This is a genomic window from Rothia santali (assembly GCF_024199905.1).
Classification (GTDB): Bacteria; Actinomycetota; Actinomycetes; order Actinomycetales; family Micrococcaceae; genus Rothia; species Rothia santali.
Map to the genome: position 1 here is coordinate 1 of NZ_JANAFB010000024.1, position 13,716 is coordinate 13,716.

Consider the following 13,716-nt stretch of genomic DNA (forward strand, 5'->3'; position numbering starts at 1 on the left):
CGCGCTCCCCCGATCCGGCCTTCCCGCTGCGGCGGGGATTGCTGCCCAGCGCCTGCACGCCCAGGTCGATGCCGACCAGTTCGTGCCGGTCCCGCACGGCGCCGTAGACGATGACGCCCGCCCACCCGTTCTGCGAGAACCGCTGGGCCATGTTGCCTTCACGCGGAGGCACCTCGCCCCGGCCGCGGACACACGCGGCATCCGGCCCGGTGCGGCGGTGCCCCACATGTGCATCCACTCACCGCTAGAGCAGGGGACGGCGTGCGCCGTCGGCCTGTCGGGCGCCAGGGCATTGCGCAACAAGGACGCGTGGTAGGCGCCGCGCGCCACGACCCCCCAGTTGCCGTGACGACAGGCACGCCAAGTCTCCGAGTCATCTTCGCTCGGTCCGTCGTCCGCAGGCCACGGTCCTGGAAAATCCATCCAAAGACTCATGGTTTTTTGCCTTGCAAAGTACCGCTTGAAGGGTTACAGTCGTCGTGTCAGCCATCACAGCGCAGTGAGGATTCGAGAGCGAAGATGACCCAACCCCTCGGGATTACCGACTGCCACGTACACATATTTGAACCGACGAGGCACCCCTACCAACAGCGGCGCTCGTACACTCCTGGTCGCGCGGGAGTATTAGCACTGCACAATCATCTGCACCGGGTGGGGGCGGATCGAGTTGTCCTCGTCCAGCCCAGCGTGTACGGGAGCGACAACAGTGCGATGCTCGGGGCCTTGAAGGAATTAGGCCCCTCGATGGCCCGCGGCGTAGCCGTCATCGACCTAACCACGACAGAAGAAGAACTCGAGATTCTGGCTGCCACCGGAGTACGCGGTTTGCGCCTCAATGTCAGCGCGGACCCCCAGAGGACACCCTTGAACTTCGCTGATGAATTGAGGGCGCTTCTTAACCGCACGGCCCCAAGTTCACTCCTGGTAGAAATTTTTGCTGCGCCTTCTGTTCTCGCGGAGGCGGCGCAGGTTATCTCGGAGTCTCCGGTCCCGGTGCTGCTGGATCATTTTGGGGGCGTTCGCGCTACCCCTACAGGCACCCTCGAAGGAGCCGAGACTGTTCTCGATCTTTACGCGCAGCCGCAGGTTTGGGTCAAACTCTCCGCACCGTATCGCGTGGGCCAGGAGCACGAGGTGACAGATTTGTTGCCGAGTTTCGTCCAGACGCTTACCTCGGTGTCGCATGAGCGTCTGGTCTGGGCCTCGGACTGGCCGCATACCGGCGGCGGGCAGGACCGTGCCATCCGAAACCTGGCTCAGGTTGAACCCTTCCGCAAATATGATGCCGCAGCCTCGGTGAGACAAGTCTCGGAATGGATAGCGGCACCGGAGGCAATCAAAGCAATATTCAAAGAGAATGCAAAATCACTGTATGGCTTTCCTCAAGATTGATTAGAACAAACACTACAATTTATTATAGATCAGCATCAAGGATGAAGATGTCTCAGAATAATCCTCCGGATAATGAAGTGCCCCAAAGGCCCCCCGATGCGATAAAGCACGGGCCTGATTGGCGGTCCCGCTGGTGGAAAATCATGGATCTTGACATGGGAATCATCCCAATTCCCATCTACTTGCTCATGATCATTTTAATGATTTCCTTCACGGCTATCAACGGAGTAACCGGTGAACTGGCCTTTGTTATTGGGATCGCAACAGTCTTCGCATTTACCCTGGGCGAAATTGGCAACCGAGTTCCCGGCATCAGACACATTGGCGGTGGAGCGGTTATAGTCACGTTCCTACCCTCATTATTGGGATATCTCAACCTCATCCCAGCACCGATGGTCGACAGCGTCGGAGACTTCTTCACGAGTAGCAAAATACTCAACCTATTCATCGCCGCCGTCATCGTGGGCAGTATTATTTCCATGAACCGCTCGGTCTTGATCAAGGGATTCGTCAAGATCTTTGTACCACTCGTGGCCGGAACAATATTGGCGGTAATGCTAGGGATGCTATCTGGTCTGATTCTTGGAATAGGTCCGCACGATACCTTCTTCTACATTCTGGTGCCGATCATGGCCGGGGGCGTCGGCGAAGGTGCAATACCATTGACTTTAGGGTATTCTCAAATTAATGGGATTGATCAAGGGGAGCTACTGGCACGCATCTTACCTGCCATCATGGTTGGGAATCTCACGGCAGTGGTCTGCTCTGGTCTTCTGAATCTGCTGGGTCGTCGCGTGCCAAAGTTTAGCGGCGATGGAGAACTCGCACCCACCCCCGTCCGCCTCGATGAAGATCCGGAGGCGAAGCTTCAGGGAGTCGACCTCATTAAGGCAGTGGCCGCCGCGGCCATGGTTGCCGTCTCCCTTTATCTTGTAGGCGTTCTATTCAACGAACTACTTTCATGGCCGGCTCCAGTCGTCATGCTTTTCCTAGCCGTGGCGTTTACTTTGGCTCATCTGGTCTCACCTAGAATCAAGGCCGGTGCCGCTTTCGTATACAAATTCGCCATCACCACAATGGCGTTCCCGGTCCTGTTTATCTTTAGCCTTACCCAGACACCGTGGGAAAGCCTAGTTGCTGGATTCACCCCGGCCAACCTGATTACCATTGTCCTGACAGTCATCGGGATGGTCAGCGGCGGGTTCGTAGCCGCGAGGTTTGTGAAGCTGCACCAAGTAGAAGCCGCCATGGTCACGGCTACCCATAGCGGGATGGGAGGCGCAGGGGACATCGCAATCCTTACAGCAGGAGGACGCATGCAGCTCATGCCCTTCGCCCAAATCGCTACCCGGATCGGAGGCGGAATTACCGTGGCACTAGCCTTGATCCTTTACTCAGTGATTGGGTAAACCTCAGATACGCCCCTACGCTTCATACCTTGGCGAAATTTCACTCATCAGGAAATCTAGGAAAAGGATATTGTCTCATGAAAATTCTCGTACTCCCCGGGGACGGCATCGGACCAGAGATCTCGGCGGCAACCCTCCAGGTCCTAGAACACTTGAACTCCTCTCGGAGCCTGGGGCTGGAATTCGAAACCGAGCAGATCGGCCTTGCGTCGCTCGCCAAGGAATCGACTACCTTGCCACAGCGCGTCATGAACCGCATCCCCAAGGTGGATGGTGTCATTCTGGGCCCCGTGTCCCATTACGACTACCCTCCCCGAGCTGAAGGTGGTATCAACCCGTCAGGCGAGCTGCGTACCGTATTCAAGCTCTACGCCAACGTCAGACCGTGCCGATCACGGGATGATCTCAGCATTCTCAAGAACCCCATGGACCTGGTAATCGTCCGAGAGAACACCGAAGGATTCTACTCGGACCGCAACATGTTCGCCGGCTCCGGAGAATTTATGCCCGATGAGGATTCGGCGTTCAGCATCCGCAAGATCACTGCCCGCGCTAGCGAACGCGTCGCACGCACTGCATTCGAGCTGGCAGCATCCCGAAAGAAGAAGGTCACTGCCGTACACAAGGCCAACGTTCTGAAACTCTCCGATGGCCTCTTCCTTCGACAGGTGCGCAAAGTCGCCCAGGATTTCCCAGAAGTGGAGTTGGAGGAACTCATCGTCGATGCTGCGGCCGCTCATCTGATTCGCAGGCCTCAGACCTTCGATGTGCTCGTAACCACCAACATGTTTGGTGACATCCTCTCCGATGAAGCCTCCGAGCTCTCTGGAAGCCTCGGGTTGGGCGGCTCTCTCAACGCGGGTACTGACATCGCCGTAGCGCAGGCCCAACATGGATCGGCCCCGGATATCCAGGGACAGGGCATTGCCAATCCCACTTCCCTCATCCTTTCCGCAGCGATGTTGCTCGAGTGGCATGGGCGTAGGGCGAGCGATCCTCGACTGATCGCCGCGGCGACGGAGATCGAATCGGCGGTGGAAGCCACGCTGGAGGACCCCGGTGCCCGCACCCGGGATATCGGCGGAACTTGCGGCACCGAAGAATTCTCGAACCGGGTTCTCAAGCACCTCAAGACTTTGGCGAAAAGCTGACCTCCTGGACCAGCCATAAATTTCCATTACGCCTCGTTCGCTTTTTTATATAGAATTTTTGAGAGAAAGAAACAAGATGCCCACTTCAATGAATCCAGCCACCGGCACAGTCCTCGCGGAGTACCCCGACCACACACAGGCTGAAGTAGAAACTCGGCTGGAGATTACGCACCAAGCTTCCTTACAATGGCGGGGGACGCCGGTGGCCGAGCGTGTTCAGCTGCTTACAACCATGGCAATTGAATTGCGCCATAACCAGGAAACTTATGCTCGACTCATTACTGAGGAAATGGGCAAGCCAATCGTCGAAGCCCGTGCAGAAGTAGCGAAGTCTGCTTTGACTCTGGACTACTATGCAGAGCATGCCGAACGTTTCCTCGCCTTCGAACCGATCGAGTCTGATGCTGCCCTGAGCGGAGTTCAATATGATCCGCTTGGTGTCGTGCTGGCAATCATGCCCTGGAACTATCCCTTCTGGCAGTTCTTCCGTTTCGCGGCTCCGGCGTTGGCGGCGGGCAACGCCGCGCTTCTCAAACACGCTGCGAATGTGACTGGATGCGCTTTGGCAATTCAAGAGATTGTTAACAAAGCAATCACTCGAGTCTCTGCGCCATCGGGGCTGTTCAACACCCTCGTCATCCCTTCGTCGGCGGTTAAGGGCATCATTGAGGATCCTCGCGTCGCTGCGGTGACCTTGACCGGATCGACGGAAGTCGGTGCCATCGTGGCGTCCCAGGCTGGCAGCGTCCTGAAGAAGCAGGTGCTAGAGCTCGGAGGATCGGATCCGTTCCTGATCCTCGCCGATGCGGACCTAGAGCTCGCTGCTACGACCGCGGTATCGTCTCGGTTCAACACCACCGGTCAGTCGTGTGTAAATGCCAAGAGGTTCATTGTCGACGAGACCGTCGCCGACGCCTTCGTGGAGCTCTTCGTCGAGAAGACCCGCGCGCTGGTAATCGGTGATCCCTCGGAAGAGGCGACCCAGATCGGGCCGCTGGCCCGCACCGATCTTCGGAACGCTCTACACGAGCAGGTCCTGCGGACCATCGAGCAGGGAGCAGATCTTCGGCTCGGCGGTGAAGCATCGACTGAACCAGGAGCCTATTATCCGCCGACCATCCTTGACCATGTACGTCCCGGCCAGGCCGCCTTCGATGAGGAAACTTTCGGCCCCGTGGCCTCGGTAACGCGAGTTGCCGATGACCGGGAGGCAGTCATGCTGGCCAACAGCAGTGAATATGGGCTAGGAGCGACGATCTTCTCTTCAAACATCAATAAGGCACGCTCTCTGGCGAGCCAGATCGACGCTGGAGCTGTGTTCATCAATGGCAAAGTTGCCTCCGATCCGAGACTTCCATTTGGCGGAATCAAGCGATCCGGATACGGCCGAGAACTTTCTTCCCAAGGAATCCGCGAGTTCACTAACGTCAAGACCCTCTGGATTGGAGGACTGAAATGACCGTTCCTTCCTCGTTCGACAGCCTTATACTGCGTCCGAATGAGTTGCCCTGCAAGGACCGCGGGGGTGGAGCTCGGACCGTCCCGTTGGTGACCTATGCTCGAGGCGGCACCACCTTCCTCAACGGCACAACAATATTCGAGCCCGGAGCCCAGATCGGCCACCATACACATAACGTAGTGGAATCGGTCGTTGTCATTTCGGGCAAGGCTATTGTTGACATCGATGGCCAGCGGGAGGAGTTGGCGACTTTCGATACGACCTTCGTCCCGGCAAACATCCCACATCACTTCGAGAACGCTTCCGAGACCGAAGAGATGCGGATTCTTTGGACATACGCCTCCGTCGACGCGACACGAACTCTCGTCGACTCTGGAGAGCAGGGGCGCATCGACGGAGAAGCAGATGCCAGCGAAGTATCCGATCCTCCGTTGCCGGCCGCTACTGCAGCCGTCATCGAAGTCGTAAACCTGCATGTTCGTCCCGGAGCAGAAAGAGCCTTCGAGACCGCGGTTGCCCAGGCTGGATCAATATTTCAACATGCTGCAGGAGCTCGCACTTTCGAGCTGGTTCGTCAGGTCGAGGACCCGCAGCTGTACCGGTTGAGCATCCGTTGGAGCACTCTCGAGGATCACACCGAGGGGTTCCGAGGCTCGGCCGGTTTCTCAAGATGGCGTGAGCTTGTTACACCTCACCTGTCTTCACCGCCGCAAGCTTCTCACTACTCGCACGTACTGACGGCCTTCTAGGGCAGCGTCTCACGCGAGGGGTGCTCTGCCCCCGCTCACCGTTGGTGGGCGGGGGCAGAGCATCCTGAATTTAATCCTGTCGTGTCGTCTTCTCAGTACCCACCGTTCGCAGATGGCTGGCCAGGAAGCGTGATGCGTCCTTGAGATGCCCGCCCAGTACGAGGTCTGCCAACCGTACGTGTTCAGCACACCTAATCGCGGCACGTCCGGGGACTAGCGTCTTACGGTACTCGATGAGTCGGCGCAGTTTATTGATCCGGGCAATTGACTCTATGAAGAATTCATTGTTGGACCCGGCGATGATTGTTTCATGCAAGTGTGAATTATGGTCGAATAGTTCGGGTCCGGAAACTTGGTGAATGCGCCCATCGACCAACGCCTGCTGCTCGGACCGCTGGGCGAGCAGTTCTCCTCGGTCCACCCGATAGCCAGGTTCGAGAAGCGCCGCCGGTTCCACTAACTGACGAAATCGGTAGCTGTCGGCATAGGATTTCGCGGAGGTCAGCGCCGGAAGGAAACGCCAACCATACCCGGGATTTGGTTCGATCCAGCCTTCTAGAGATATTCGTCGCAGGATATCGGAAATTTCCGAGCCTGAGAGATTGTACCGGCGCATCAATCCCCGCTCAGTCACCTGCTCCTCGAGGATTCCATCCAATCGATCCTGAGCGATAGACGTGTATGCTCGCGCCACCCGTTGTCCAGGATCTTCTAGTGACAGGTCATCCGGTATCCGCGCAACTACATAACCTCGGTCCGTACGGTTAACTACACCAGAATCTTCCAATCCACCTAGAGCTGCCCGGATGGGAGTGCGCGATACCCGTAGCATGTTAGCTAGGGATCGCTCTACCAATCGCGTGCCTTCGTCCCAGCGTTCCTCTCGGATAAGGCTCACGATTTTCGCCTGTAGCGAATCGACCAGGGCCGTGGTGCCCCGTCCTGCGTCGGGAGAACTAGTTGCTGGGATGATTGGACTTGGATCCATAAGCCTTATTTAACCACCTTCCGCCCCAACTCTGCTGCGTCATCGGTTGATTGCGCTTCAGGGTTGGGGCGGGCGGGAGGTCATAAATCTCGTTGATCAGTTTCCCGGTGTATCCGATGGCTTCTTCGAGCTGGAGTGGTCTTTGGCGTCGGGATGCTCTCTAGGGTCTTCTACCTGCGAGCCAGGGGCCGCCGGTACGGCTTCTGCCACCGCTTTGCCTTCCTGTGGATCTCCCGAAGCCGCGAGCCTGGCATCGTCCGTCAGGGATCGTGCAGCGGAGGCGCGGTTTCGCAGCGAAAGCGCAGTGATGACTATGGCACCGACAACAAGGAGTCCGTAGAGAGCGATGGTCAATGGGGATGAGACGAAGAACCAGGCATCGCCTTGCCCAACGCTGATAGAGCGCCGGAACTCGGTCTCGGCCAGGGGGCCAAGAATAACGCCGATCAGCACAGGGGCTAATGGCATGTCGAAGCGCCGCATGAGGAACCCAAGAACTCCGAGGCCGAGGAGTACCGCGAGGTCAAACATCGACCCACTGATGGAGTAGACACCTAGTACTGCCAGAACGCTGATTCCTGCATAAAGACTCGATGAGGGCAATCGCAGCAGCTTCGCCCAGAGGGGGGCAAAAGGCAGGTTCAGTGCAAGCAGCACCAGCAACCCGAGGAACAAACTGGCCAGCAGTGCCCAGACGATGTCCGCGCTGCGCTCAAACAGCAACGGCCCGGGTTGCATGCCGTACTGACGGAAGGCTGCAAGCATAATGGCGGCCGTTGCGCTTGTGGGCAGTCCGATGGCCAGCAAGGCGCCCATGGCACTACCCGCAGTCGCGTTTCCAGCTGCTTCTGGGCCGGCGACGCCTCGAATTGATCCAGTAGATCCGAACTCGGGATCATTGCGGCGTGCAGCGAGCTTGCGCTCAGTAGTGTAGGCCAAGAAGGTTGGGACTTCTGCGCCACCGGCGGGAATTGCGCCGAAGGGAACACCAATGGCAGTGCCGCGGAGCCAGGCGGGCAGGGCCTGGCGGAATTCGGAGAGACGAAGCCAGGGGCGTCCAGAATCAAGGATACGGATTTGGCGTTTGTCCCGATGAATTCGGGATGCGATGAAGAATACTTCGCCTAGGGCCAGGAGGCCGACAGTCACAACGATAATCGAGATGCCATCAAAGAGTTGGGGGATGCCCAAAGTGAAGCGGGCGGTACCTGAGGTGCTATCGATACCAACCAAGGCAATGAAAAGGCCGATGGCCAATGACCCGATGCCTTTCAAGAAAGATTCGGCAACAACCCACGATATGGCTATGAATGCGAAGAATGCAAGTGCAAAATATTCGGCCGGGCCAAATAGTGCCGCCAAGCGCACTATATATGGGGAGAAGAACACTACCAGAGTGGTTGCGATGAGTCCTCCACTGAAAGCTCCCAATGCGCTAGCGGCTAGTGCCTTGGCGGCTCTACCATGGCGGGCCATGCGGTGGCCTTCAAATGATCCAGCAATGGCGGCGGCGTTGCCTGGAGTGTTAAGGAGAATCCCTGCGATCGAGTCCCCGAAGAGGCCTCCGTAGTAGACCCCAGCAAACATGATCAGTGCCCCAGTGGGGTCTAAGGAGAACGTCACTGGGAGCAGCAGAGCCACCGCCATCGCTGATCCTAGACCGGGGAGAACGCCAACGGCTGTCCCTAGAACCGCTCCGATGAGCAACCACAACATGTTCATCGGCGTCAAAGCGGCGCCGAATCCAGCCATCAGGTCTGATAGTTGTTCCATTAGAAGATCACTCCGATCACGCCGGCGGGCAAATTAAGGCCCAAGCCGATTGAAAAGGCGATCTGAAGGATCGCAGAAAAGATGAAGGCGACGACAAGATCACGCACGTAAGCCTTACTACCCAACGCCAGTGTGATCGCATAGTAGAGACCGGCCGCACTGATCAACCACCCCACCGGTTGCAGTAGGGCAAGGAAGACAATGAATATCACGATGACAGCCCCGAGAGTCCGCCAGTCGGATTTCAGAATCAGTTCGGTAGCAGCATCCAGGTCTTCATCCTCATCCGTGGCATCAGTCTTGCTCCTCGAATGAGCGTGAGTCACCTTGATAGCGATTCCGATGCCTGTACCAAACAGGAGAATCGTTACCAAGGCAGGGAACAGTCGTGGCCCAGGCGGCTCATCACCGATTGGCTCCATCACTATAATCCCTATCGTGGCGAAGACAGCCATTCCCACGAGAACGATCGCCAGGGAAAGTTCTCCGAGAATATTTGGTTTATCTCGGAGGTGTTCGGGAGAAGGTGAATCGTGGTTTGATGTATGTGTTCTCGCACTCATTCTCCGGCCTCCTCGAGCAGGCTCTTGGTGTTGGAGACTTCAGCGTCGATGAAATCGTCTAGTTCAGTTCCCGTCATGATGAACTCTTCCCATTGATTACGTTCGACGGCCTGATTCCATTCCTCGGTACCCATCATCTCAGAAAGGATTTCTCCGATTTCATCTTGCTGTTCAGCAGAAATCCCGGGTGGCGCGACAAAGCCTCGCCAGTTCGGCACAACAACGTCAATACCTTGTTCATTGAATGTGGGCATGTCGATACCGTTTACTCGCTCTGGTGCCGTGACGCCGATGCCACGAACTGTCTGAGCGTCAATTTGGTCGCTCATTTCACCGAACCCTGAGACCCCCGCTGCGGCCGTTCCCGACAACAAAGAGGCGAGGACTTCTCCACCGCCGGAGTAGGCGATGTAATTCACGTCGGCCGGATCGATCCCGACAGCGCGGGCAAGGGAGATCACGGCGATATGATCCGAGTTTCCGAGCGCGCCCCCCGCGATGGGGTGGCCCTCCGGATCCTGTTTCCACGCCTCGATAAACTCTTCAGTCGTTTCATATGGTGAATCATCCGGCAGAACGATGACAGAGTAATCGGTAGTGGATGAGGTAATCGGAGTGACGTCGTCAAACGAGAGGGAACTCTGAGTGATTTCAATCCCGCCAACCATCGCAGAGCCGAGAACGAGCAACGTGTCATCCTGGCCCGCCATCTCGGTGAGAGTTTGCATGCCTACGGTGCCGGACGCGCCGGGGACGTTGACGACTTGCACGTTCCCACTGATGCCATTGGCCCGTAACGCCTGCTGTGATTCTCTCGCCAGGGCATCGTACCCGCCCCCGGCTGATCCCGGCACGATCAACGTGAGACTACTCCTGGGCCCGCCTGCCCCCGTGGAGTCAGTGGCATCGACGACGGCGATTGGAACCGTCGCAAGCGTGAGGGCAGCTAGAACTGCGGCTGAGACCTTGAGCTTCATTGCTCCTCCGGTGTCTGTGAGTGGCGACACAGGTGTCGCTTGGTATTATGCAGAGTAAAAGACCAGCTGGGGGAAGTCAATGCCCCGATCTCACGCAACGTCGTCACAGAGCCAAGGACCTTGGTGCCGCCTGCGCCCGATGGGCGACCACGGGAGAGGCGTTGTCAGGGTTAGCTGACTCTCCACACCGGTTCGACTAGCAGGTGAGAGCTATAGGAGTCGCCATCCACCACTCGCGCTCACAGTCCCTAGTTCCACATGAGTCTCCGAAGCCAGGCGGCAAGGACCCGGCTTACGGACGGTGTCTCTATGTCTGAGCTACTTGCGACTGAGCGATTGTGAGCCCGCTCCGCTGCGCTTTCTAACTCAGGGGACAGTCCCGGTGTATCGACTATCCGTTCCAATGGCGTCTCCAACCCCGCCATACCGCAACCCGATGGGGCGCTGCCCGGACTTCCGATTGAAGCCGACTGCGGGTTCATGAAGATCCACTCGAAGTTTGCGGCAGCGGTGATGCCAATGGTCTTCAAGCTGCAGTGCACGCCGGCGATCGTGCTCGGGGACACTCGATCCTTGAATTTCCAGTGGGTCTCCCCACAGTCGTTATCTACGTCGTGACAGGACCATATATCACGCGCTTAGTCTCTAGGCGCGGCAAGCCACAATGCGGCTGAAGCAGGGGTTGCGCAGAACGTCCACAGCATGGCGGATGTGACGGCTAGTTCTTACTAGTCCCAACGCGCCCGCAAGCCAGGCCCACAGCGGGTAACAGGGTTACTGGACGTCGAATGTCTTCTCTCGACGTTCGTTGTTCTCCAACCAGGAGACTTTGAGCCTGGGCTCTTCGACCCCCATCGAATACGCGACCGGTATACGCCATGACGAACCAGCCTGGATCGTGACAGGAGCTGAAGGAGGACTGATCCTCATGAGTCCGGTGTTTGCTTCGCTTTCGAACGTGACATCGACTGCGTCATCGCCACCGTCGTTATGCACGTCGAAGTGGCACTTAGTCTTGTACTTCATCCTTCCTCGCTTATCGACGCCGGTGGCTTCACGTTCCCGCTCGGACTGTACGCGGATACGGACACCCGTCGGCTTCTGCGTCAGAACGGGCGCTCCTAGATCAGCCGCGGCGATATCGTGTTCGACCGCCTTCCACACCTCATGGTTGAGCTGCGCATTGTTATCGAACTCGCCTAGAAGCCCGCGCTGGCCGATATCGGCTCGGAACTGGTTGAGGCCTTCCAACTGCTTAGGATCGACACCGCGGGGCAGCGGAGCCATCGAGAAGTAGACATGAACCGGTTTGTCGCTGTCGACGGCACGCTGAATTTCTTCGACAGTCCCGGATGCTGCGGCAGGAGTTGGAGAACCGAGTCGGCTTCCGAACAGTGCGATGACGATGTCGGACTCGTCAACGCCTTGAGCATTGATAAGTGACTGTGGATGCTCGCCCATGACCGGGACAGAGGAGGTCTCCCACCGCCACGGCATCAGCACGACCTGCTTGTTCTTCGCGTAGGTGCCGTTCCACTCGTAGATAGCCTGCTCAACGGCGTCGCGAGCATCGGGGATATCCGAAGGCGACGCGATCATTACACGCAGTACGGTAGCAACAAAACTCATAGCCCCAAGCCTACGGGCAGGCACTTACACCATGCTGCGTTTGGTCAACCACCGCTGCGGTAGACGCGCGCTCGTGTGCCATCATGCCGCCGTAGAGTTTTCGCGCGCATCCTCCCCCTCTGCGCATATCGCAGACACACACTGGAATAGACCTGGAAAGAGCCCCTGAACAGCCCCGTTCCCGAGGGCCATCGCCCCGGAACCAATCCAAGCGAAAGCAAGGTAGGCGATGTTGAGGTTGGTACTGGCCCGGGGGTCGTTCTCGTGTCCAGGCTGGATATCTACGACGGGACGGCTGTGGCCGGTGCGCATGGTGCGCTCCATTCCGAGCGGATTGGGCAGGGCACGGCGGCGAGAGGTAATAGCTCATCGTGGTAGACCGCTCCCCTGCGGGGTCAAGCGTTTAGAGGCTGTAAAATGCTTCCGACAGGGGGTTACGGTGATGAGCCACTCGCGCGTCACATTTGGTGACGGAGTGGAAGCGCCGGCGCGGGGCCGATACATCAAAAATCGACTTTGAGATGTCGTGCCGGCAGTGGCCGTGGGACGGGGCTCTTAAGCCGTGGGTCGTGGGTTCGAGCCCCACGGGGCGCACCGATGGGGATCCCGTTCCGGCCGTGGCCGGGGCGGGATCTTCGCGCTTAAGCTCGGGATTCCCCCGTTCACGACGCAGCCCGGATGCCGGCGTGGCCCAGCAGATCCCGGGCAGTGCGCAGGTCGCGCAGTGGACAGGACCACCGGCCCGACCGGCCGACTTTGCCCAGGTTTCACCACGCATGGCGATCGCTCGGCCGCTGCGCTGCCCACCGGGCACGGTGCCGAGGCGGGCAGGCTGTGGAGCCTTGACGATGGCGGCATGCTGATCGGCCGGCCCTTGCCCGTCGATGGACCGCCTCGCCGGATCAGGGGGCATCCCGCGCCAGGCGGTATGCCTGCCCGAGGACCTCGATCTGCGCCGCGTTGTAGAGGTCCGGCAGCGACTGGTACAGGGCGCGCATCGCCTCGCGTTCGCGAACATTCCTCGGCCGAGGCGGATTCAGCGTGCTGGGGTGGCTCTCGTGGATCCGGCGCATCACCGGGGCCAGTTGCGCGGCGACGCGGTGGATGACGTCTGCGCCGGCGTCGGCCGGCAGCTCGTTGAAGGCGACGTCGGCGTCCTGATGGTGCTCGGCGATCTCGCGCAGGTCCCGCATGCCCTGTTCATCGTAGAGCAGGGCGCTGATCGCGATCACCGCCCTGTCCGCCCGAGTGAGGCCGCCGGCGATGGATTCGAAGCCGACGGGGACGTCCGGTCCGGTGCGGTGGGCGAGCAGCTCGGCCAGGTCGGCCCGAATCCTCCGCTGGTGTTCGATGGAGGCGGCGAGTCGGGTGTCGAGCGCGCGGACGGTGTCGAAGAACGCGTCGTCCGAGTCGATGGTCGAGCGGATCTCTGCCGTCGACATGCCCAGATCCCGCAGCTGCCTGATCTGGAGCAGGCGGACCAGGTGGGCTGTGCCGTACTGCTTGTAGCCGTTGGCCGCGCGGGCGGGCTCTTCGAGCACGTCGGTCGCGTGGTAGTGCCGGATCGCTTTCACCGTGGTGCCCGCGAGGTCCGCGAGCTGGCGCGTGCTCCAGGCCATCAACGGC

Annotated in this window: 12 protein-coding genes and 1 pseudogene; 5 read left to right on the forward strand and 8 right to left on the reverse strand. The window is 58.7% G+C overall.

Annotated features, from left to right (window positions below):
- A partial coding sequence (locus tag NBM05_RS10185) for an RraA family protein (protein ID WP_507237315.1) occupies nt 1-151 on the reverse strand: 151 nt, incomplete at its 3' end.
- Between the two features lie 368 nt (nt 152-519).
- On the opposite strand from NBM05_RS10185, the gene NBM05_RS10190 reads away from it, so the two are divergent.
- The 5 genes from NBM05_RS10190 to NBM05_RS10210 all read left to right on the forward strand — a co-directional run bounded on the left by NBM05_RS10190 (nt 520) and on the right by NBM05_RS10210 (nt 6,160).
- Nucleotides 520-1,392 (forward strand): amidohydrolase family protein, encoded by an 873-nt coding sequence (locus NBM05_RS10190; RefSeq protein WP_254166968.1) that lies wholly within the window; start codon nt 520-522, stop codon nt 1,390-1,392.
- 47 nt (nt 1,393-1,439) lie between these two features.
- Complete coding sequence (locus NBM05_RS10195; RefSeq protein ID WP_254166970.1) at nt 1,440-2,801, forward strand: 2-hydroxycarboxylate transporter family protein; 1,362 nt, start codon at nt 1,440-1,442, stop codon at nt 2,799-2,801.
- Between the two features lie 77 nt (nt 2,802-2,878).
- Nucleotides 2,879-3,952, forward strand: a complete 1,074-nt coding sequence (locus NBM05_RS10200; RefSeq protein WP_254166972.1) for an isocitrate/isopropylmalate dehydrogenase family protein — start codon at nt 2,879-2,881, stop codon at nt 3,950-3,952.
- 88 nt (nt 3,953-4,040) lie between these two features.
- On the forward strand, nt 4,041-5,411 hold the full coding sequence (locus NBM05_RS10205; protein WP_254167040.1) for an NAD-dependent succinate-semialdehyde dehydrogenase: 1,371 nt from the start codon (nt 4,041-4,043) through the stop codon (nt 5,409-5,411).
- Nucleotides 5,408-6,160: a cupin domain-containing protein gene (locus tag NBM05_RS10210; RefSeq protein WP_254166974.1), complete on the forward strand. Its 753-nt coding sequence runs from the start codon at nt 5,408-5,410 to the stop codon at nt 6,158-6,160. The genes NBM05_RS10205 and NBM05_RS10210 overlap by 4 nt, the downstream gene beginning before the upstream one ends.
- A 70-nt stretch (nt 6,161-6,230) precedes the next feature.
- On the opposite strand, the gene NBM05_RS10215 is transcribed toward NBM05_RS10210, so the two are convergent.
- The 7 genes and pseudogenes from NBM05_RS10215 to NBM05_RS10240 all read right to left on the reverse strand — a co-directional run bounded on the left by NBM05_RS10215 (nt 6,231) and on the right by NBM05_RS10240 (nt 13,709).
- Complete coding sequence (locus NBM05_RS10215; RefSeq protein ID WP_254166975.1) at nt 6,231-6,794, reverse strand: FCD domain-containing protein; 564 nt, start codon at nt 6,792-6,794, stop codon at nt 6,231-6,233.
- 129 nt (nt 6,795-6,923) lie between these two features.
- Nucleotides 6,924-7,148: pseudogene (locus tag NBM05_RS15905) on the reverse strand (GntR family transcriptional regulator); the annotation flags it as partial.
- A gap of 96 nt (nt 7,149-7,244) precedes the next feature.
- Entirely contained in the window at nt 7,245-8,921 is a 1,677-nt protein-coding gene (locus tag NBM05_RS10220; protein WP_254166976.1) for a tripartite tricarboxylate transporter permease, read from the reverse strand.
- Nucleotides 8,921-9,484, reverse strand: coding sequence for a tripartite tricarboxylate transporter TctB family protein (locus tag NBM05_RS10225; RefSeq protein WP_254166977.1), 564 nt, complete (start codon nt 9,482-9,484; stop codon nt 8,921-8,923). Before NBM05_RS10225 ends, NBM05_RS10220 begins: the two co-directional genes overlap by 1 nt.
- Nucleotides 9,481-10,461, reverse strand: a complete 981-nt coding sequence (locus NBM05_RS10230; protein ID WP_254166978.1) for a Bug family tripartite tricarboxylate transporter substrate binding protein — start codon at nt 10,459-10,461, stop codon at nt 9,481-9,483. Before NBM05_RS10230 ends, NBM05_RS10225 begins: the two co-directional genes overlap by 4 nt.
- Nucleotides 10,462-11,235: 774 nt before the next feature.
- Nucleotides 11,236-12,090 carry a DUF4062 domain-containing protein gene (locus NBM05_RS10235; protein ID WP_254166979.1) on the reverse strand — a complete coding sequence of 285 codons (855 nt, stop codon included), beginning with the start codon at nt 12,088-12,090 and terminating at the stop codon, nt 11,236-11,238.
- A 902-nt stretch (nt 12,091-12,992) separates the two neighbouring features.
- Entirely contained in the window at nt 12,993-13,709 is a 717-nt protein-coding gene (locus NBM05_RS10240; RefSeq protein WP_254166980.1) for a MerR family transcriptional regulator, read from the reverse strand.
- Nucleotides 13,710-13,716: the final 7 nt, after the last annotated feature.

Bases quoted from the DNA above. Each gene is read 5' to 3' on its own strand.
- NBM05_RS10240 (WP_254166980.1), bottom strand. From the start codon at position 13,709: ATGGCCTGGAGCACGCGCCAGCTCGCGGACCTCGCGGGCACCACGGTG.
- NBM05_RS10190 (WP_254166968.1), top strand. From the start codon at position 520: ATGACCCAACCCCTCGGGATTACCGACTGCCACGTACACATATTTGAA.
- NBM05_RS10200 (WP_254166972.1), top strand. From the start codon at position 2,879: ATGAAAATTCTCGTACTCCCCGGGGACGGCATCGGACCAGAGATCTCG.
- NBM05_RS10220 (WP_254166976.1), bottom strand. From the start codon at position 8,921: ATGGAACAACTATCAGACCTGATGGCTGGATTCGGCGCCGCTTTGACG.
- NBM05_RS10235 (WP_254166979.1), bottom strand. From the start codon at position 12,090: ATGAGTTTTGTTGCTACCGTACTGCGTGTAATGATCGCGTCGCCTTCG.
- NBM05_RS10225 (WP_254166977.1), bottom strand. From the start codon at position 9,484: ATGAGTGCGAGAACACATACATCAAACCACGATTCACCTTCTCCCGAA.
- NBM05_RS10210 (WP_254166974.1), top strand. From the start codon at position 5,408: ATGACCGTTCCTTCCTCGTTCGACAGCCTTATACTGCGTCCGAATGAG.
- NBM05_RS10205 (WP_254167040.1), top strand. From the start codon at position 4,041: ATGAATCCAGCCACCGGCACAGTCCTCGCGGAGTACCCCGACCACACA.
- NBM05_RS10195 (WP_254166970.1), top strand. From the start codon at position 1,440: ATGTCTCAGAATAATCCTCCGGATAATGAAGTGCCCCAAAGGCCCCCC.
- NBM05_RS10230 (WP_254166978.1), bottom strand. From the start codon at position 10,461: ATGAAGCTCAAGGTCTCAGCCGCAGTTCTAGCTGCCCTCACGCTTGCG.